The organism is Streptomyces sp. NPDC016562 (genome assembly GCF_043076955.1).
GTDB lineage: Bacteria > Actinomycetota > Actinomycetes > Streptomycetales > Streptomycetaceae > Streptomyces.
The window spans coordinates 1,215,516-1,234,900 of record NZ_JBIBRZ010000001.1; the positions used below are offsets into that span (position 1 = coordinate 1,215,516).

At 71.6% G+C, this 19,385-nt stretch carries 20 protein-coding genes; 4 read left to right on the plus strand and 16 right to left on the minus strand.

Annotation, left to right across the window (positions count from 1 at the left end; genetic code table 11):
- Window positions 1–127: 127 nt before the first annotated feature.
- Entirely contained in the window at window positions 128–862 is a 735-nt protein-coding gene (locus ACF059_RS05645) for a class I SAM-dependent methyltransferase (RefSeq protein ID WP_392053081.1), read from the plus strand.
- A 3-nt stretch (window positions 863–865) separates the two neighbouring features.
- Here the strand turns inward: ACF059_RS05645 and nadE are convergent, their stop codons facing one another.
- Window positions 866–1,696: an ammonia-dependent NAD(+) synthetase gene (nadE, locus tag ACF059_RS05650; protein ID WP_360889870.1), complete on the minus strand. Its 831-nt coding sequence runs from the start codon at window positions 1,694–1,696 to the stop codon at window positions 866–868.
- A gap of 161 nt (window positions 1,697–1,857) precedes the next feature.
- On the opposite strand from nadE, the gene ACF059_RS05655 reads away from it, so the two are divergent.
- Window positions 1,858–2,808, plus strand: coding sequence for an endonuclease/exonuclease/phosphatase family protein (locus tag ACF059_RS05655; protein ID WP_392051789.1), 951 nt, complete (start codon window positions 1,858–1,860; stop codon window positions 2,806–2,808).
- Here ACF059_RS05655 and ACF059_RS05660 read toward each other — a convergent pair.
- The 6 genes from ACF059_RS05660 to ACF059_RS05685 all read right to left on the minus strand — a co-directional run bounded on the left by ACF059_RS05660 (window position 2,792) and on the right by ACF059_RS05685 (window position 11,149).
- Window positions 2,792–4,297, minus strand: coding sequence for a hypothetical protein (locus ACF059_RS05660; RefSeq protein ID WP_392051792.1), 1,506 nt, complete (start codon window positions 4,295–4,297; stop codon window positions 2,792–2,794). The two genes, ACF059_RS05655 and ACF059_RS05660, sit on opposite strands and share 17 nt — an antisense overlap.
- The gene (locus ACF059_RS05665; RefSeq protein WP_392051795.1) at window positions 4,290–8,018 is read right to left on the minus strand and encodes a CDP-glycerol glycerophosphotransferase family protein; all 3,729 of its coding nucleotides are present in this window, start codon (window positions 8,016–8,018) and stop codon (window positions 4,290–4,292) included. Before ACF059_RS05665 ends, ACF059_RS05660 begins: the two co-directional genes overlap by 8 nt.
- A 379-nt stretch (window positions 8,019–8,397) precedes the next feature.
- Entirely contained in the window at window positions 8,398–9,567 is a 1,170-nt protein-coding gene (locus tag ACF059_RS05670) for a hypothetical protein (RefSeq protein ID WP_392051798.1), read from the minus strand.
- A gap of 196 nt (window positions 9,568–9,763) precedes the next feature.
- Window positions 9,764–10,270 (minus strand): SRPBCC family protein, encoded by a 507-nt coding sequence (locus ACF059_RS05675; protein WP_392051801.1) that lies wholly within the window; start codon window positions 10,268–10,270, stop codon window positions 9,764–9,766.
- Between the two features lie 73 nt (window positions 10,271–10,343).
- On the minus strand, window positions 10,344–10,592 hold the full coding sequence (locus ACF059_RS05680; RefSeq protein ID WP_392051804.1) for a hypothetical protein: 249 nt from the start codon (window positions 10,590–10,592) through the stop codon (window positions 10,344–10,346).
- Between the two features lie 44 nt (window positions 10,593–10,636).
- A complete protein-coding gene (locus tag ACF059_RS05685) occupies window positions 10,637–11,149 on the minus strand; it encodes a hypothetical protein (RefSeq protein ID WP_392051806.1) in 513 nt (170 codons plus the stop codon).
- Window positions 11,150–11,379: 230 nt separating this feature from the next.
- Between ACF059_RS05685 and ACF059_RS05690 the strand changes: the two genes are divergently transcribed.
- Both ACF059_RS05690 and ACF059_RS05695 read left to right on the plus strand, forming a co-directional pair.
- Entirely contained in the window at window positions 11,380–12,303 is a 924-nt protein-coding gene (locus ACF059_RS05690) for a serine protease (RefSeq protein ID WP_392051809.1), read from the plus strand.
- 67 nt (window positions 12,304–12,370) lie between these two features.
- A complete protein-coding gene (locus ACF059_RS05695) occupies window positions 12,371–12,745 on the plus strand; it encodes a toxin Doc (protein WP_392051812.1) in 375 nt (124 codons plus the stop codon).
- 37 nt (window positions 12,746–12,782) lie between these two features.
- Here ACF059_RS05695 and ACF059_RS05700 read toward each other — a convergent pair whose 3' ends face one another.
- From ACF059_RS05700 to ACF059_RS05740, 9 genes are all read right to left on the minus strand, one after another.
- The gene (locus ACF059_RS05700) at window positions 12,783–13,169 is read right to left on the minus strand and encodes a hypothetical protein (protein ID WP_361948994.1); all 387 of its coding nucleotides are present in this window, start codon (window positions 13,167–13,169) and stop codon (window positions 12,783–12,785) included.
- 315 nt (window positions 13,170–13,484) lie between these two features.
- Window positions 13,485–14,402 carry a MurR/RpiR family transcriptional regulator gene (locus ACF059_RS05705; protein ID WP_392051815.1) on the minus strand — a complete coding sequence of 306 codons (918 nt, stop codon included), beginning with the start codon at window positions 14,400–14,402 and terminating at the stop codon, window positions 13,485–13,487.
- Window positions 14,403–14,465: 63 nt separating this feature from the next.
- Complete coding sequence (locus ACF059_RS05710) at window positions 14,466–15,098, minus strand: NADPH-dependent FMN reductase (RefSeq protein WP_392053084.1); 633 nt, start codon at window positions 15,096–15,098, stop codon at window positions 14,466–14,468.
- 166 nt (window positions 15,099–15,264) lie between these two features.
- Complete coding sequence (locus tag ACF059_RS05715; protein WP_360889841.1) at window positions 15,265–15,597, minus strand: TcmI family type II polyketide cyclase; 333 nt, start codon at window positions 15,595–15,597, stop codon at window positions 15,265–15,267.
- An 18-nt stretch (window positions 15,598–15,615) separates the two neighbouring features.
- Window positions 15,616–16,095, minus strand: coding sequence for an SRPBCC family protein (locus ACF059_RS05720; protein WP_361949000.1), 480 nt, complete (start codon window positions 16,093–16,095; stop codon window positions 15,616–15,618).
- A gap of 1 nt (window position 16,096) precedes the next feature.
- Complete coding sequence (locus ACF059_RS05725) at window positions 16,097–16,351, minus strand: acyl carrier protein (RefSeq protein WP_392051818.1); 255 nt, start codon at window positions 16,349–16,351, stop codon at window positions 16,097–16,099.
- 64 nt (window positions 16,352–16,415) lie between these two features.
- Window positions 16,416–17,657 (minus strand): beta-ketoacyl synthase N-terminal-like domain-containing protein, encoded by a 1,242-nt coding sequence (locus ACF059_RS05730; protein WP_392051820.1) that lies wholly within the window; start codon window positions 17,655–17,657, stop codon window positions 16,416–16,418.
- The gene (locus ACF059_RS05735) at window positions 17,654–18,925 is read right to left on the minus strand and encodes a beta-ketoacyl-[acyl-carrier-protein] synthase family protein (RefSeq protein ID WP_366868453.1); all 1,272 of its coding nucleotides are present in this window, start codon (window positions 18,923–18,925) and stop codon (window positions 17,654–17,656) included. The genes ACF059_RS05730 and ACF059_RS05735 overlap by 4 nt, the downstream gene beginning before the upstream one ends.
- Window positions 18,922–19,365: a cupin domain-containing protein gene (locus tag ACF059_RS05740; RefSeq protein ID WP_360889827.1), complete on the minus strand. Its 444-nt coding sequence runs from the start codon at window positions 19,363–19,365 to the stop codon at window positions 18,922–18,924. Before ACF059_RS05740 ends, ACF059_RS05735 begins: the two co-directional genes overlap by 4 nt.
- Window positions 19,366–19,385 lie beyond the last annotated feature (20 nt).

Sequence of the window (19,385 nt, forward strand, 5' to 3'; positions counted from 1 at the left end):
CCGCAGCCCGGCTCACACGCCCGCGAAGGGCCGCCCAGACCTGCCGCACACCTGCTCTGACCTGGGCTTTCATGGTGCACGGCCCTAGAATGGGAGCCTCGGGAAAGGGGACTTGATGCAGCAGAACGTGGACCGGAGCATCCGCACGACGGAGGACGTACTGAGCCTCCTGGACGGCCTGTTCGCACCGCAGGCCGACCGCTGGACGGCCGGCGGGGCCGACTGGTGGGACGGCTTCTACACCGACCGGTCGAAGCCGGTGCCCTTCTTCGTGGCGAAGCCGGACGAGTCCCTGGAGTCCTACCTCGAACGGGGCCTGATCTCCCCGGGCCGCGCCCTCGACCTCGGGTGCGGACCGGGCCGCAACGCCCTGCGGCTGGCCTCCCTGGGCTTCGAGGTGGACGCCGTGGACCTGTCACCGGCGGCGATCGCGTGGGCCGGTGAACGCGCGCGGGAAGCGGGGGCCGACGTCCGCTTCCACTGCGGGGACGCCTTCGCCCTCACCTCGGCCGCGCTGAGCGGTCCGTACGACCTGGTCCTGGACTCGGGCTGCTTCCACCATCTCCCGCCGCACCGCCGCGTCAGCTACCTCGCGCTCCTCGACCGGGTCCTCGCGCCGGGCGGCCATCTGGCCCTCACCTGCTTCGCGGCCGGCGCGATGGGCTCCGAGCTGCCCGACGCGGACTTCTACCGCACGTCGGGCCTCCAGGGCGGTCTGGCCTATACCCCGGAGTCCCTGCGCCACATCTTCCGCGACCTCACGGAGGTCGAGCTGCGCCGAATGCGCGACGAGCCGTCGGACTCACCGCTGTTCGGCGAGTCCTTCCTCTGGGCGGTCCTGTTCCGCCGCCCCGCGGGGTGAGGCCTACGGCGCGATCGGCAGCTGCCGCTTGTGCTCCGTGAGCCGGTAGCGGCGGGCGATGATCTCGAAGGCGCGCTCGTCCACCGGCTTGCCCTCCAGGAAGTCGTCGATGTCGTCGTACGTGACCCCGAGCGCGTCCTCGTCGGCCTTGCCCGGGTCGAGGGTCTCCAGGTCGGCGGTCGGTGTCTTCCACACCAGTTCGGCGGGGGCACCCAGGGCGTCCGCGACCGCCCGCACCCGGCGCTTGGTCAGGCCGGTCAGCGGGACGAGGTCGGCGGCGCCGTCGCCGAACTTGGTGAAGAAGCCGGAGACCGCCTCGGCGGCGTGGTCGGTGCCGACGACCAGGCCGTCGTGCGCGCCGGCGACCGCGTACTGCGCGATCATGCGCTGGCGGGCCTTGATGTTGCCCTGGACGAAGTCCTGGTGGTGTGCGTCCCGGAAGGCCACGCCGGCGGCGACGGCGGCGGCCAGGGCGGCGTCGCTCGCCGGCTTCACGTCGACGGTCAGGACGTGGTCGGCGCGGATGAAGGACAGGGCGAGCTGGGCGTCGTGCTCGTCGGCCTGGACGCCGTAGGGCAGGCGCATGGCGTAGAAGACGGCCTCGTGCCCCGCGGCGCGGGCCCGTTCCACGGCGAGCTGGCACAGGCGTCCGGCGGTGGTGGAGTCGACGCCGCCGCTGATGCCGAGGACCAGGGAGCGCAGGCCGGTCGAGGTGAGCCGCTCGGTGAGGAAGGCCACCCGGCGCTCGATCTCGCGCTCCGCGTCGAAGGTCTCGCTCACCAGGAGGTCCCGGGCGATCTCCTGCTGCAGTGCGGTGGGCGCCGGCTCGGTCACGGCTTCTCCTCGGGGTCGCGCGTACGGTACGCGGGGTGCTGTCACGAAGACCCTAGTCGACGCCGCGCAGGGGCCGCGCGGGGAGCCCTCGGGTGGGCCCGGGTGGAGCCGTGACCGGGCCCGATTGCCGTTCTGACCGGCGCATACTCAATGATGTCGGCATGCAGAAGCACATAGGGGCCGGGCGCAGGTCGCTCCGTGGCCGGTTCGGCCGCACGGCGGCGACGCTGAGCCTGTTGACCTCGGTGGCGTGTACGTCGGCGCAGGCGCCCGCCACGCTCTCGGACGCCGGGAACCCGGACGAGGTGACCGTCGCGACCTGGAACATGTGCGGGGTGCGGCAGTGGAGCTGCGAGGGGACCGGCAGCCCGAAGGACAAGTTCGAGCAGCTGCGCACCCTGGCCGGGGACTTCGGCGTACGCGTCGTGCTCCTCCAGGAGGTGTGCTCGGACGACCTGCTGTCCTCGGCCCGGCGCCTGGGCACGGAGTGGCACAGCGTCTTCGAGCCGTACGCCGACGTGGACGCGGCGGGGCGCGGTACGCCCGTGGACTGCACGGGGCAGGGCAAGGGCCGGGCCGGCTACGGGCTGCTGGCCGCCTCCCGGCTCACCGACGTGGAGCTGGTCCCGACCGAGCAGCCCACGGTGGGCCTGCACCGCGGGATCCTGTGCGCCCGGGTCCCGGCCCAGGGGCTGCGGGTGTGCAACGCGCACATCGCGCTGCGGGAGAGCGACGACAAGCACCCCGAGTGGGACTTCCGGGACGACCAGCTGAGCTCGCTGGTCGCCTCGGCGGGGACGGACGCCCGTACGGTCTTCGGCGGCGACTTCAACGCCCCGCCGCCGGTGGGCACCGGGAACAAGTCCGCGTGGATCTGGCCGGCGGAGGCGTACACGACGTACCGCGAGTGCGACCAGAAGGGCGACTCCCGGATGGGGCGCCCCACCCACCAGGACGGCTCGAAGATCGACTACCTGTTCACGCTGCTGCCCCGCACCGCCTGCAAGGTGGTGGACACCAAGGCGTCCGACCACCGGCCGCTGGTGATGCGGGTGAACCGCCCCGCGGCCGGGCCGACGGTCCCCGCGCCCGGCGTCAGTACCTCTGGTTGAGGTACCCGCCCTGCGTGGGCACGTGGTAGGCGTTCACCAGGGTGAAGGGGACGGCCACCCACGGGGAGGCGTTGCCGACCGCGTCCACCGCGACGGCCTCGACGAAGTGGTCGCCCTCGTTCCAGGCCCAGCCCGGCTCCCACACCCAGGCGCCGTCGGACCGCACCTCGCACGTCCCCAGGCTCACGCCGCCCTCCTGGAAGTCCACACGGACGGCGCCGGGCGCGTAGCCCGTGAAGCCGACGCCGGGGCCCGGCACCTGCTGGTGGGCGGCGGGAGCGGTCACCGAGAGCACGATGCGCGGGGCCGGTGCCGGCGCCGGCAGAGGTGCCGGTGCGTACCCGGCCACGGCCGCGGACTCGGGCTCCAGCGCCGTGAAGATCACTTCGGTGCGCTCGGTCTGGTAGTTGTTCGCATCGGCGGCGAAGAGCCTGACCACATGCCTCCCCTTGCCCCACGGATTGGCGCGTTCCCAGGCCCAACTGCCGTCGGCGGCAACGGGCGCGGTTCCCTGGTGCTTGCCGTCCTCCCAGAAGCTGACCCGGACGGCGCCCGGAGCGGACCCCGTGAAACGGACGGCGTTCGCGGGTACCCGCTCGTCCGCAGCTGGAGTCACGACCACCGGCCTGGGGAATGACTCGTCCCTGACCTGGGAGGTCTCGGTGAGGTACGCGTCGATGGCCGAGGTGTCGCGCTCCGGCTGCTCGTAACCGTTGCGGACCAGGCCGAACCGGGGGGTGATCCCGTCGACGAGGAGGTTCAGCACCCCCATGATGGCGGGGAGGTTGCGCAGCGTGACCTTCCCGTGGTTCGTGATGAGGGGAGAGTCGTTGAAGACGAGGTTGAAGTTCTCGTGCCCCTGGAACAGTCCGAGGAACGGCTCCACCTGGCGCTGGTACTGCTCGTCCTGGGGGGAGGTGACCAGGTAGATGTTGGCCGAGCGGTTCGCCCCGCTGCGCACCAGCTCGGGGAGCACCGCGTCGAGGACGCGCACGTTCTCGTCCGTCACCTGTCCCATCATCATCCGGGCGGCACCCGGCATGTCCTCCCTGACGTACGTGCCGATCAGGAACTGGGGAACGCTGCCCACGATGTTCCTGAAGCCGTACTTCAGCCCGAAGTACAGCGCCGCGCTGCCCCCCTTGGAGCTGCCGAACATGGTGACGTCGTCCGGCGTCAGGGACAGCGCGTTCATGACCCGCGAGATGAGTCCGGCGATGGACCGTTCGAGGCTGAAGTCCATCCCCTTGCAGAGGTAGTAACTGTTCTCGCCGTCGAACAGGTCCCGGATCCACAGGATGTTCGACCGGAGGTTGTTGAGCACTCCGTTCGACCAACCGTACTCACCGGGTGCGGTGAGATTGGCGAAGACGACGACGAGATGCCGGTTTCCGTTCTTCGCGTGGGAGAACCGGTACTCGACGGGCACCGCCCCGGAAGAGTCCACGCCCGTGAAGACGGCGCGCGCGTTCTGGGCTGCGTTAGACATGCTCGGAATCCATTCTTCTCACCGGCTGCCGCGGCACCTGGCCGAGGGTGCCTCCGTTCCAGGGACCCGCCGCGGAGGCCGTCCGGCCGCCGGCCGCGCCGACGGCCGGTGCCTGTGCCCGCGCGGGGTCGAGGTCTCCTCCGGCGATCAGGATGCGGTCGGCCAGCCGGGCCGCGGCGTAACCGTCGTCGAGATCGCAGAACTCCTGCTGGAACCAGCGGTAGCGCGCCGCGTAGGCGTGCTGGATCCCGTCGATGTTGCGGATCGCCGCGATCAGCTCGGGAGAGCTGGACAGCAGCGGGCCCGGCGCGGACCGCTCGAAGTCGAAGTAGAAGCCGCGCAGGGTGTCGCGGTAGTGGTCCAGGTCGTACGTGAAGAAGAGGATCGGCCGTCCCGTGTTGACGAAGTCGAACATCAGGGAGGAGTAGTCCGTGATCATCACGTCGGTGATCAGCGCGAGGTCCGCCATGTCCGGGTAGTCGGAGACGTCGAAGACGAACCCGTCGCCGGCGCCGGGCACGGGGTCCACCACGTTGGGGTGGCGCCGCACCAGCAGGACGTGGTCGTGCCGCAGCTGCGCGCGGGCCTCGTCGAGGTCGATGCGGAAGTCGAGCTTGTACTTTCCGGGTGCGTAGAACTGGTCGTCGCGCCAGGTCGGCGCGTACAGGATGACCTTCTTGCCCTGCGGGAGGCCGATGCGGCGGCGCACTTCCGCCGCCCGCTGCCCGTCCGCCCGGCGCAGGACGTCGTTGCGGGGGTAGCCGCTCTCGACCATCTCGCCGGGGAAACGGAAGGCCCGCTGGAGGATCGGGGTGCTGAAGCTGTTCGGGGACACGAGCATGTCCCAGTTCTGCACCTCCTTGTCCACGCGCTCCAGGTACCGCTTGTCCGCGAAGTGCACGGCTTCGATGTCGTGGCCGATCTTCTTGAGCGGGGTGCCGTGCCAGGTCTGCACGACGACCTGCCCGTCCCGCTTCTCGAACCAGTCGGGCAGGTGGTTGTTGGCGACGACGTACCGGGCCCGGGCCAGGGACTCGTACCAGTCGGGCGACCACATGCGGACCGGGCGGGCCGTGGGCGGCACCGCGACCTGGTCGTCGCGCACCACCCACAGGTGTTCGAGGTCCACGCCCCGGCGGACCATCTCCTCGTGCAGGGCGCGCGGGCTGTCGGAGTACTGGGTGCCCTTGAAGGCGTCGAAGAGCACCGCCGGCTTCAGCGACTTGCGCCGGGCGGCCGGGTAGGTCTTCGTCCGCATCAGCTTCTGCCGGTACGGGCCGCGGGCCTCGTCCGGCATCGCCGAGTGGACCAGCAGCGAGAGCCGGTCGTACGCCTCGGACTGGAGTTCGTAGCGCCGCTCGTCGGCGGTCATGTCCCTGGGGAGCTTGGGGATCAGGTCCTGCGTCATTTTGACCATGAGGTCGTTGGGCCGGTCCTCCGCGGCGACGGCGGACGGATCGTAGCGGCGCAGGAAGAAGTCCCACCGGCCGGCGGCCAGCGGTATGTTCCCGGCCAGCGTGCGCATCGCCGCGGGAGTGACGACGAAGCGGAACTGCTCTCCCTGCCAGCTGATCGGGACGGCGCGCTCCGCCCCGTGGGCGCGGGAGCGTACGACGATGTGCGAGGCGGCGTACTCGGAGGCGCTGAGCATGTCCTGCGCCGCGTAGCTGACGATGACCTCCAGGGAGCCGTCCTGGCGCCAGGTGGCCGAGGTGGCCATCGGCAGGGTGTCCCGCTCGAACAGCACGACGTAGCCGGAGCCGTTGCGGTGCACGAAGACCTCGCGGTCCCTGGTCGCGGTCTGCAGCCCGGCTGGTACCCGGTAGTGGCCGTCGGTGGCGTCCTCCGCCATGACGGGGTAGATGGCCGCCTTGCGGCCCTCGACGTGGAGGGTGGTCTTCCAGCCGTTGGCGCCGGTGTTCCAGCTCTCCGGAACGCCGTCCGTGGAGTGAGCGCGGTGCCCGGGGACGAGCGCTTTGACCGGGATGCGCGTCACGAAGGTGAACCATCCCTCGCCGCCGGGCTTGAAGTGGACCCACGAGTCGTGCCGTCCGGCACCGGTCATGCTCGTCACCCGGAACTTGCCCCACTCGGGGAGCTTCGCCCCCAGGTAGACACCCCGCAGTTCGAGGTGCTCGCCGTCGATCCGGTGCCGGGTGATACGGCAACGGACCCTCTCCACCCGGAGTTTGAGCACGCCCTGTATGAAGAGCGGCACGACGCGCGTGTTCTTCTCCACGTACCGGTAGGGCGGATTGGCCGCGCTGCCCGCACCGCCCCGGGCTATGCCCTTGTAGCGGAACAGCCCGCGGCTGAGGACCCCGGCCGCCACGTCCCAGGTGCCCTCGACCCACTCGCCCTTACGCATGAGGCGGGCGGGGTCGAAGCGGACCTGGAAGCCGGACCAGTCGTAGCAGTAGCGGTTCTGCTGGGAGTATTCGGTGGCCTGCGGGTAGTAGGTGGTCTTCGCCTTGGCGACGACCACCCGGCCCTGCTTCTTGTTCCGCAGCGCGATCGCCTTCATCGACATGTGCCGTTTGTGCACGTTGATGAAGCGGACGTACGCGGACCCTTCGAGGGTCAGCTGACCGGAGTCGTCCCAGCGGGCGCCGGACAGCGAGCCGTGCAGCGACAGTTCCTTGTCCAGCCGGTAGGCGCTCTTGTCGAGCCCGATGGAACGGTCGCCCAGGTAGGGGTAGTTGAGGTAGCGGTGGAAACGCCGCTGGACGGGCATGGGTCCGCCCTTGCGCTCGAACTCGACGACGTCGAGGAGCTCCTTCAGCCGGCCCTCGCGCACCAGCAGCCATTTGACGCGGGCATCGGCCGGCAGCTCCTGGATGATGTCCTCGTCGGCCTCGTCCAGGAACTCGTTGGCCCACCGCATGAACGCCTCGCGGTATTCCTCGTCGGCGTCCGGGAGCACCTTCAGGTGCAGCATCAGGTCCGACTTCAGGCAGGCGAGGTCGTACTTGCGCTTGTGGTCGGAGTAGGACCGGGCGCGGTGTCCGGCGAGGAACCGGCTGACCGACTGGACGGCGGCCACCCGGTCCTGGAGGTTGCTGAACTCGGTGTGCCGCTGGGTGATGGAGGGCGCGGCGCCGCCCTCGCGCCGGCGCCAGAAGTAGACGATGTCCGTGAGGATGTCGACCTTGGCGGCGCGGAAGTGGGCGAACATGTTGACCCAGGAGTCCTCGTACATGACCCCCTCGGGGAACGCGATGTAGTGGTAGTCCCAGAAGGACCGCCGGAACACCTTGTTCCACACCGTTCGGTCATAGATGAGGTCGGGCATCTTGGTGATGTGGGTGCCGCGCTTGCTGCTGCGCATGGGCGCCTTGTGCAGCGGGGACTGCCACCGCTTGGTGGAGTTCATCATCTGGACGTTGCCGGACACGAAATCGGAACCGGAGGCTTCCAGGGTCTGCACGAGCAGCTCGTAGGCGTACTCGGGGATGACGTCGTCGCCGTCGACGAACGCGAGGAACTCGGCCTGGGGGTGCGCCGCGCGGATGCCGACGTTCCTGGCGTGGCCCGGCCCCATCGGCTCCTGGCGCAGGAGCCGGAAACGCGGGTCCCGGCGGGCGAAGTCCGCGGCGATGGCGGTCGAGGAGTCGGTCGAGCCGTCGTCGACCATGATGACTTCGAGGTCCCTGAACGTCTGCCTGGCGATGGACTCCAGGCACTCCTGGAGGTACATCTCGACGTCCTGGAAAGGCACCACAACGCTCAGGCGGGGCATACCTGCCACTCAGAAAACTCCTCGATCGTCACACTTCTGCCGGAGTGTGGGGAATTGCCACGGCACGCAGCCGGACCCGCCCCCCGTTCCGGACACCTGCCGCACCCCGCCCACTCGTTCCGCCCCGCCCACCCACGACCCGCACACTTATGCGACCTTCACAGGATCTGCGCAGCGTAGGCCAAATGCTCGACGGCGAGCAACTATTCACAGGCCCTTCACGCCCTCGAAGCTTCACGTATGCGAATGGATGTGGGACGCCCGCTATGGGCCGGTCGCGCCAACTCCCCGATCGTGCGGGGTGCCCCGCGCGGCGACGGGCCGTCACCCGCCGGGGCACCGGCAAGTCCAGTGACCTACGTCACCCCACCTGGCGCCAGGACCCGAAGGCGAGGCCCGCGTCCATGAGGTCCTGACGGGCGATCCGCAGCCCGCCGTCCGTGTCGAGCATCGCGATCGTGACCGAGCCGCGGGCGTCCAGCGCGATGGCCGGCAGCCCGGCGCACCGTTCACCCACGGGGGCCCACCAGGCGCCGTACTGCTCACCGTGCGTGGGGTAGGCGGCGATCTCCGGATGCCCCTCGGCGCCCCGCTGCAACAGGACGGTGCAGTCGTAGCCGTTGATGCGCGTGCGGGCCACGCCCATCGGGCCGACGCCACCCGCCCCGCCCAACGGCATGAGGGCGGGCGACGCCCCTGCAGGGGCCTGCGGACGGTAGGCGATGACACCGCCGTCAGCCGGGTGGCGCCAGAAGTAGGTACCCGTGCCGGGGGCCGTCTCGTAGGAGCTGTACGACCCTTCGACGGCGTCGGCCTGCATGCGCCCGAGCCACCGGAAGCCGCTACCCGGCCTGTCCTGGCTCCAGTACGAGGCCCCGCCCCGGAAGGGGGCGAGGAACTCGGCCCGGCCGTGGGCCGTCACCAGGGGAACGACGGCGCCGCGCACCCACTGGCCCTGGTAGTCCGTCCAGCCGCCCCAGACGCCCTTCGCGTCCCGCGTGCGGCCGCGGACGCCCGCCCCGAACCGCGTGGCGACGACGTGGAGCGCGCCCGCGCCGTCGGGGAGCACCACGGGGTCCCCCTCCGGAGCCGGGGCGGGGGCCGGCCCGGCCTCCCGGGCGGGCTCCGGGAAGGGGTTGCCCACCGCCCGCCAGTCGCCGAGCGGGCGGCCGGTCTGGTACTGGGCGGCGAGGATCAGTTCGCGGCCGCCGGGAGCCCCCTCGCGGCGGCGGGTTCCGGCGAACCAGACGAACCCGTCGGCGTCCTGGGTCAGCGTGAACCGGCCCGCCCATCCGTCGACCGGGAACAGGTCCGGTCCCTGCCAGAGGTCCGAGCCGGGCGCCGACTCCGTCCAGCGCACCAGCCCTTCGGCGCAGGACGCGTAGGCGGTCAGCCGGCCGTCCCGGCCCAGGCGGAGCCAACCGGGGGCGGTGTGACCGGCGTCGGCCGCGGCGGCTATCTCGGAGGCCGGGACCGCGGGCGCGGCGGACGTGTCGTCCCGACCCGCTTCCGCTCGTCCGCGTCGCGCCATGTCCTGCCCACTCCTGTCCACATCCGCCCTTTTTGCCCGCCCGGCCCGGCGGGTCGTGGGCCAATGTACGGCAGTGCGGCGATCGGCCGCCGACGGGGGCGGAGTCCTTCGCTCCGCTCCCTCGCGGGGCCCCTCGGCTCGTCGGACCTCAGGCGGCGCGGACCTCGGGCGGCGCGGACCTGAGGCGGCGCCGACCTCAGGCGGCTCGGCTGAAGTCGGCCGCCAGGCGGGCGAGGGTGGTGCGCATCCCGGCCCGGTTCACCTCGGTGCGGCGCTCCGGCTTGGTACCGGTGAACACCGAGCCGAGGAGACCGGCCAGGCGGGCGCTGCGGCCGGTGCGCAGGTCGCGCCAGCCCTCCGTGACCCGGGTGCCCTCGCCGGCCGGCTCGAAGCGGTATCCCCAGCGGGCGATGGGGAGCCCGAACACGGCGACGTCGAAGGTGAACTCACCGGTCCCGTCGGGCGAAGCGGCCGGGGCGCGCAGGGCCGTGACCCGGCACACCGTGAACCAGACGAAGGGGCCGCTGCGGTTGAACCCGACGAAGCGGCTGCCCGGGCGGACCGGCGGCCGGGGCACCCAGACCCGTCGGCACTCCGGACTCCAGCGGCCCATGTTCCGCACGTCCGAGACCACCCGGTGGACCTCCTCGGGCGCGGCGTCCACCTCTACGTGCTCTTCCAGGCTCCACTGGGACCCGCTCACTTCGCTCCCCCTCCAGGCGACCGTTCGCACGGGGAAGTCTAGTCAGGGCGTCCGCGGGCCCGGGCCCCCGGGCTCAGGGGAGGTCGTCGGTGGGCGGGTCCGCCTCGTAGACGTGCGAGGGGTCCGAGTCCCACTCCACCAGCCCGGTGCCGCCGAGGACCACGTCGTCGGGGTCCGGCATGCCGGCCCGCCGCAGGAACTCGATCACGTCCTCGTCCGAGCGGGCCAGACCGAGGGACTCCTCCGTGTGGGCGGTCCGCAGGGTGACCTGGCGGCCCCCCGACGGGAGGATCCGATGCACGACAACCGGGGCATGATGCATGCCTCCAGCCTCGCCCGGCCGGCCCGGCCCGGCACCCCGGGGGGTCAGGGCGTACGGCCGACGGTGGCGGCGCCCTCGGCCGTCGCCGGGATGCGGAACGTCGCGGGGTCGGGGTACGTCGCCCGCTCGGCCCGTACGACCTCCTCGATCGCGGCCCGGAAGCCGGGCTCGAAGAGGTCGACGGCCAGCAGCAGCCGCAGCCCCCGCAGGGTCGGGTCGAGCAGCGGGCGGCCCATCCGGGCCCCGCCGCCGCTGATCCCGGTGAAACCGGCCCGGGCCGCCTCCCACCGCGCGGCCACGCGGTCCTCGAAGCCGGCGCTCGCGTAGCCGACGATCAGCGCCAGTTCGGCGAGGAACCTGCGGGTCCCGAGGGCCATCTCCTCCGCGCCCTGCAAGGTCTGGACGGGGCCGCCGGCCACCTTGAAGTCGTCGCTGCTCCGCCTGGGGCCGCGCGCCTCGTACACGGCGAGCGCCTCCTCGAAGAGCCGCCCCGCCCCCTCGACCGCGTGCATCGCCTTCACCAGTCGGTCGATGTCGATGTCGGTCTCGCGCTTCACTCTGCCTCCTGGGCCGCAACGGTGCTGGACAGACCGTAGGAGGCGGAGCCCGCGCTGCGGAACACCCGTGCGGGGGTCAGATCTTCGAGTCCTCGGCGCCGCCCGGGGCCCCTCCCCCGGTGAGTGCCCCAACCGGGTAGGCCCTCTTGTGACTTGGGGCCCGGGTCCCAACAATGCTCATGACAACCGGAGGATCTTCGGTTGCATGGTCATCAGAGGGGAACCCCCACATGAACAAGCCTCTCGTCGGCGCCTTACTCTCCCTGGTCCTCACGGGAGCGGCCGTCACCCCCGCCCTGGCCGCACCCACGGCGTCCACCGGGTCCACCGCGCCCGCGGCCTCCGCCCCGTCCACGGCGCCCGCCGCATCCGACGCCACGGCCACCACCGGCACCGCCGCCGCCACCCCCGCCACCACCACCGCGGTCAACTTCGCGGGCACCGTCGCCCTCAGCAACTGCTCCGGCTCGGTGGTCCGCGCGCCCGGCTCCCAGCCGGACGACCTCGCCCTCGTCCTGTCCAACGGGCACTGCCTGGAGACGGGCTTCCCCGGTCCCGGCGAGGTCGTCAAGGACCAGCGGTCCAGCCGCTCGTTCTCCCTGCTCAACTCGGCCGGCTCCAAGGTCGCGACGCTGCGGGCCAGCAAGATCTCGTACGCGACGATGACCGACACCGACATCTCGATCTACCAGCTGACCAAGACCTACGCCCAGATCCAGAGCCAGTACGGCATCGGCCCGCTGACCCTGAACGACGTGCGCCCGACGCAGGGTTCGGCGATCAGCGTCGTCTCCGGCTACTGGAAGCGGATCTACAACTGCAACATCGACGGGTTCGCCTACCTCCTCAAGGAGGGCGACTGGACCTGGAAGGACTCGGTCCGCTACACCTCGTCCTGCAACACCATCGGCGGCACCTCCGGCTCGCCGGTCGTCGACGCGGTCACCGGCAAGGTCGTCGCCGTCAACAACACCGGCAACGAGGACGGCGCGCGCTGCACCGTGAACAACCCGTGCGAGGTCGACCAGAACGGCACCGTGACGGTCCGCCAGGGCATCAACTACGCCCAGCAGACGTACATCATCGTCCCCTGCATAGGCCCCAAGAACGTGATCGACCTGAACCGCCCCGGCTGCACCCTGCCCAAGCCGTAGCGTTCCGCGGTCCCCGCCCGACCCGAAAAGCCACACGGCCGGGCCCCGGGCGGGGATACTCGGACGCGTGGAACTGCACATCGATCACCGCTGGCTGCTGGAGCGGCAGGAGGCGCTGTTCAAGGACGTGGAGGTGACCGACCACTCCGCCCTGGTCGCCGCCGTCGCCCGGCACCGGGTGAACACGCCCAGCCTCGAAGTGGACACCCCCGACGCCTACTGGCGTGCGGCCGCGCTGCTCGACGCCATCGTCCTGCTCCGGCCGCTCCCCGACTCGAACGAGTACTTCGCCTACGGGGTGGCCGTGGCCTACATCGAGGCCTCGGGCCACGCGGTGAATGGCTCCTACGAGCAGTGGCGCGACCTCATCACCGACATCCGCATGCTCCGCGTCACGGTCTACGACGTGGCCGCGCGGCTCCGCTCCTGGCAACCCGCCTGAGAGGCGCCAGGTGCGGGGAGGGCCGAAGGGGCGGGGGTCAGCGCCTGCGCTGGGCGGGCGTGCCCACGAGGAGCGCGTCCGAGACGAGCCGCGCACCGCGCGAGAGGCGGCCCAGCTGCTCCAGCTCGACGGCGTACATCCGGATCGAGTTCTCGATCACCGACTCCGCTATGCCCATCATGGGCAGCTCGGCCCGGCTGGTCTGCAGGGCCGCCCGAACGGCGCGCATCTCGTGCTGGAGCTGGAGCTGCACGTGCCGGGCCAGCAGCGCGTGGTGGCGGGTCAGCGTCAGGTAGCCGCCGTAGCGGGCCGGGAGCAGGTCGCGCAGCCAGCGCGTGGCCGTGCGCTCCCAGTCGTGCGTCCCGGGGGCCTTGACCTGCATGGGCCAGTCCGGGCTGCTCGTGATGGTGGCCGTCTGGGGCATTCTCGTCACTTCCGAGGGTGTCGAAGCTCTGATCGAGACGTTTCTGGGGGGCGGCCTCGGCCCAGGGGTTGACCGAGGCCGCCATGGGCGCTCTGCGGGATCCGAGGGCCTGGACTCGACACCCGGTCGCGGCGTGAGGAGGTTCGCCGTACCGGGCGTCCGTTCAGGAGGACGTGGGGTCGTCCTCCTTGGCATCTGGTGGATCCGGAGCGCCGTCGTCAGTAAACATATATACCGTCGAGTACGCAAGGGTATGAAAAATTTCATGCACGTCGATGGCTGAATATCCCCTGGTGGAGACGGGCGCCGGGCGCCTTACAAGAAGAAGCCGTGTTGGTCGGCGACGTGCTCGTAATCCTCAAGGCGCGCCTGCGTCCGCTCCGGGTCCGCGTCGGCCATCGCCTGGAGCAGGGCCGCGGACAGCATCCCGGGCGCCGCGTACGAGTCGAACACCAGCCGGGACCCGGTCCCCGCCGTCAGTGCCACGTCCGCCTCGTCCACCAGCGGCCCCAGGGTGGGATCGGTGATCAGGACCACGCGCAGCCCCGTGCTGCGGGCGGCCCGAATGGCCGAAAGCGTCTCCTTGGCGTGCCGGGGCATGGCGAAGGCCAGCACCCAGGTCCCTCCGGCGGCCCGGGACTGGAGCAGGGCGTCGAAGGCCACGCTGCCGCCGCGGGTCACCAGGCGCACGTCGGGGTGGATCCGCCGGGCCGCGTACGCGAAGTACTCCGCCAGGGAGACCGAGATGCGCAGTCCGAGCACGGTCAGCGGCACCGAGGCGGCCAGCTCGCGGCCGATGTCCAGCACCTGGTTGGTGTCGGCGAGCAGCCGGCGTACGTTCTCCAGGTTCTGGATCTCCGCGTCGACGGCGGCCTGGAGCTCGTTGCGGCGGATCTGCTCGCGGGTGTCCGTGGCGCCGGCCACGGCGCTCAGCGCGATGGGCTGGAGCACGTCGCGCAGGGCGGGGTAGCCGCTGAATCCGAGGGAGGCGGCGAAGCGGGTCACGGAGGGCTGGCTGACGCCGACCCGTTCGGCGAGCTCGGTGATCGAGAGGAACGCGGCCTCGGTGAGGTGGTCGATCAGGTACTGGGCGATCCGGCGCTGGCCAGGTGACAGGCGGCGGCCGTCGAAGAGCGCGAGGAGCCGGTCGGCCGGAGGACGGACCTCCTGGGGCGACTGGCCGCTCGGCTTGATCGCAGCCGCCTGCGCGCGTGCCTGCTGGCCCGATGACACCGGTTTCTCCTTACTCATGTCACTCGCGCTCAAACATAGCTCACCCCCTGTGGCCGATGATGATCAGTCCTGGGCCCGCGCGGTCACCGGCGCATCGGTGCGGTCGCCCAGGAACTCGTACCAGCGGCGCTGCAGGCACAGGTAGCGGGTGTCCGCCTCGGCGAGGTCGAGGAAGGAGCCGATCGTCGAGGTCAGCCGCTCGGACAGGCCCTGGTCGGCGAGGGTTCCGTCGTCGGCGAAGGCGTGGTGGGCGCCCGCCAGGCTGAACATGTCGGGGTAGACGCGGGCACCGAGGTGTTCCAGCGGGACGCGCAGGGCCCAGAGCCCGCGGTTGCCGCCCACCATCGAGGGCGAGGCCGAGAGCAGCAGGCTCTGCTTGTCCTTGAAGGGCTGGGGCCGGTAGCGGGAGACCCAGTCGATGGCGTTCTTCAGTACGCCCGGCAGGGAGGCGTTGTACTCGGGCGAGGCGATGACCAGCGCCTGCGCGGCCCCGATCCGCTCGCACAGGGCGAGGGCCCCCTTCGGCAGCCCGTCGTCGGCCTCCACGTCGCCGTCGTACGGGGGCATGGGGAAGTCGGCGATCGTCGCGGCGTCCGCGACGGCGCCGGCCCGGGAGACCAGGGCGGCGGCCAGGGACGCGAGCCGGGCGTTGACCGAGCCGGTGCGGGAGGACCCGGACAGGACCAGGACGCGCAGGGAGCTCCGGGCGTGGGGGACGTCGTGCGGGCGGGCCGGGTCCGCCGGGAAGAGGTCGGTGTCGCTCGGGTTCATGGGCTCCTGCTCTCTGCGTCTCTCGGGCGGGGCGGCCACGTGCGGCGGGACCCGCACACGCCGGTGTGCGGGTCCCGTCCGGGCCGCCGGGTCACTTCGCGCCGGGGTGCTCCCAGCGGTAGAACTCGTGGGCCATCGCGTCCTTCGGGCTGCGCCAGGTGTCCGGGTTGTGCGGGCTGATGTAGGCGGTGAGCCGGTCGCTGAGGTCGCGGAACTCCGGGTGGTCGGTGACCTGGGCGATGGCGGGGCCGGGGGGCCGGTCCGACTCGATCAGGTGCATGTAGACGTCGCCGAACTGGAACAGGCTGCGGCTCGTGACCCCGACCAGCTGCGGCAGTTCGCCCGCGTCCGAGCTCGCGAAGAGCTCGGCGATGTCGGGAGCCGATCCCGGCGCCATGCGGGCCACGATGAGAGCGCGGTGCATCCGTTGCTGCCTTTCGTTTCAGAGACGGCTGACGGCGGGAGTGCGGCTCTCGCGCTCGCGCTGCTCGATCTTGTCCCGGATGAGGGCCATCTGGATCGGGGAGTTGCGGTTGATGTTGTCGGTCATCCACGCGTCGTCCACGGGCGCGTCCGGCTTCATCGCGAAGTCCTGCGTCCACTTCATCCGGGTGCCGCCGGGCACCTTGAAGTACTGCCAGTGGATGTCCATGTGCGCGAACGGGCCGGTCTCCACCCGCCGGGCGCGGACCGAGAGGCCCGCCCGGTCGACGGTGCGCTCCGAGACCCAGCTCCACACCTTGCCGTTCTCGTCCGGGTGCATGGTCAGGCGGAACCGGGTGGTGTCGCCCTTCTGTTCGAGGATCTCCAGCGACGCGTACTCGCTGAAGAGGTCCGGCCAGCTCGGGAGGTCGTTGGTCATCTCCCACACGAGGTCCACGGGCGCGTTGACGGTGATCTCGTTCTCGGTGTGTCCAGGCATGTCAGGCTCCGGTCATCAGGCTGTCGTTGACGAGGTCGAGGAATTCTGCGGGGGTCTTGCAGCGGTCGGCGTCGGCGGGCAGGGCCCGTCCGTGCGCTCGCTCCAGCTCGCCGACGATGCCGAGCAGGCCCAGCGAGTCGAGGCCGTACTCGTCGAAGGCGCGGTCCGGGCGCTGCGCCAGGTCGGCGGGGTCGACGGTGATGCCGGCGGTCTTCATCAGTACCGCCAGCTCCTCCAAGGTCAGTCGGTCGGGCACGACGGTTTCTCCCTTCCTGTCGGTTCCTGCGAGGGGACCCCGCGGGTCCCCTCGCGCCACGGCCCTACGCGGTCCTCGCCTGAGAGCCCTTGCGCAGGACCAGCGCGGAGTTCGATCCCATCCGGCCGCGGCTCAGTACGAGCGCGGTGCGCAGCTCCGCGGGGCGGGCGCCGCCGGTCACGACGTCGAGGTCGTGGCACACCTCGAAGACGTTCGGGGTCGGCGGGATGACGCCGTGCTCCAGCGCCAGTACCGCGGCCGCGGTGTCGAGGGACGGCGCCGCGCAGTAGGCCCGGCCGGTACCGGACTTGGGCGCCGTGACCGGCACCTTGCGTCCGTGGTCGCCGAGGGCGTCGGCGAGGGCGGCCGCCTCGGCGGCGTCCGCCTGCACCGTCCCGAGGGCGTCGGCGAAGACGACGTCGATCTCCTCGGGGGCGCAGCCGGCTTCTCGCAGCGCCCCGCGGATGGCGTGGGCCAGGCCTTCGCCGGACTCGTCGGGGCGCCGGGTGCCGCTGAAGGTCGCGGCGTGGCCGGCGAGTACGGCGCGCACGGTGGCGCCGCGGCGGCCGGCCTCGGCCTCGTCCTCCACGACGAACATCGCGCCGCCCTCGGCGGGGACGTACCCGCAGGCCTTGTCGGTGAAGGGCCGGTAGGCGCGCTCCGGGTCCTCGCTGGTGCTCAGTCCCTCGTACTCCAGCTGGCAGACGATGGAGTACGGCGCGAGCGGTGCCTCCGTGGCCCCGGCCAGCATGGCCCGGCTGCCCTGGCGGATCGCCCGGGCGGCGTGGGCGAAGGCGTCCAGCCCGCCCGCCTCGTCACTGGCCACCACCCCGCAGGGGCCCTTCAGCCCCCGCCGGATGGAGATCTGGCCGGTGCTCGCGGCGTAGAACCAGGCGATCGACTGGTAGGGGCCCACGAAGCGGGGGCCCTGCTCCCAGAGGTGCTGGAGCTCGCGCTGGCCGAACTCGCCGCCGCCGGAGCCGGCCGCGGTGACGACGCCCACGGAGAAGGGATCGCCCTCGTAGTCGGCCCGGCCGAGCCGGGCGTCCTCCAGGGCGAGGTCGGCCGCGGCGAGGGCGTGGTGGGTGAAGCGGTCGGTCTGGACGAGGAAGCGGTCCTCGACCATGGCGCCCGGGTCGAAGCCCCGGACCTCCCCGGCGACGCGCAGCGGCAGGTGCTCGCAGCCCGCCCGGGTGACGCGGTCCAGCACGCTGAGGCCGGACTGGGTCGCCTTCCAGAAGGCGTCGGCGCCGACGCCGTTGGGCGCGACGACCCCGATGCCCGTGATGACCGGACGGCTGGTCACGCGACCGCCTCCTTCGGCGTGGTCATGACGACGGCGGACTGGAATCCGCCGAACCCGCTGCCCACCGAGAGCACGCTGCGCAGCTTGCGGGGCCGGGCCACGCGCGGGACGTAGTCCAGGTCGCACTCGGGGTCGGGCGTCTCGTAGTTCGCGGTCGGCGGGACCACCTGGTGCGTCATGGCGAGGACGCAGGCCGCCAGCTCGATCGCCCCGATGGCGCCGAGGGAGTGCCCCACCATGGACTTGATGGAGGTCATCGGCGTCTTGTAGGCGTGGTCGCCGAGGACCCGCTTGACCGCCGCGGTCTCGTGGCGGTCGTTCTGCTTGGTGCCGGAGCCGTGCGCGTTGACGTAGTCGATCTCGTCGGCGGCGATCCCGGCCTGGGCGAGCGCGGTCTCGATCGCGCGGGCCATCTCCAGGCCCTCGGCGGTCAGCCCGGTCATGTGGTGGGCGTTGCCGAAGGTGGCGTAGCCGCCGATCTCGCAGTAGACGGTCGCACCGCGGGCGCGGGCGTGCTCCAGCTCTTCGAGCACGAGGACCGCGCCGCCCTCGCCGAGGACGAAACCGTCCCGGTCGGCGTCGAACGGCCGGGAGGCGTGGGCCGGGTCGTCGTTGTTGGGCGAGGTCGCCTTGATGGCGTCGAAGCAGGCCACCGTGATCGGCGATATGGGTGAGTCGGAGGCGCCCGCGATGCACACGTCCATCCGGCCCTCCGCGATGGAGTGGACGGCGTACCCGATGGCGTCGAGCCCCGAGGTGCAGCCGGTGGAGACGGTCTGGACCGGTCCGCGCGCTCCCGTCTGCTCCGCGACGGCGGAGGCGAGGGTGGCGGGCGTGAACGCCCGGTGCAGGTGCGGGCCCGCCAGCTTGTGGTCCACGTCCCACCAGGAGCCGGACTGGCTCACGGCCACGTAGTCGTGCTCCAGACGGGTGGTGCCGCCGACGGCCGTGCCGAGGGAGACGCCGGTCCGCCAGGCCTCGTCCGTGGTGAGGTCGAGTCCGGAGTCACGCACGGCTTCGCGGGCGGCGACCAGGGCGAACTGGATGTACCGGTCCGCCCGGGCCACCTCGTCCTCGCCGAGGCCGTGCGCGGCGGGGTCGAAGTCGACCTCCGCGGCTATCCGGGAGCGGAATCCCGCCGGGTCGAACAGGCTGATGCCGCGTGTCGCCGTACGGCCGTTGGAGAGCAGGTCCCAGAAGTCGCGGACGCCGATCCCGCCGGGCGCGACGACGCCGACTCCGGTGACGGCCACCCGCCGGGCGGTCACGAGACCGCTCCGGTTCGGTCCGGGGGCTGCTCCCAGGCGGTGCTCTCCGGGTGCGGGGCCTGCTCGGTGTCGACGTGGCCGAGCTCGGGGCGCGGGGCGAGCGGGCCGAGGTGGAAGACCATGCGGGCTTCGGTGTCGCCGACGTTGCGGAACCGGTGGCGCGTGTTGAGCGGGACAAGGAGGCCCTGGTCGGTGCGCAGCGGGTGGGCCTCGCCGTCGAGGTCGACCTCCAGCCGGCCGGCGACCACGTACACGAACTCCTCGGAGTACGGGTGGTAGTGCTCGGCGATCGACTCCCCCGGGGCCATGATCGCCAGGCCCATGAAACCGCTGGTGGAACCCACCGAGGTCGGGGTGAGGACGGCCCTCAGGTCGCCGCCGCGCCGGCGGTTGGGCGGCGTCTCGCTGAGGTCCACGATGCGTGGGCGCTGTCTGGTCATGGCGGGTTCCTCCTGGCGTG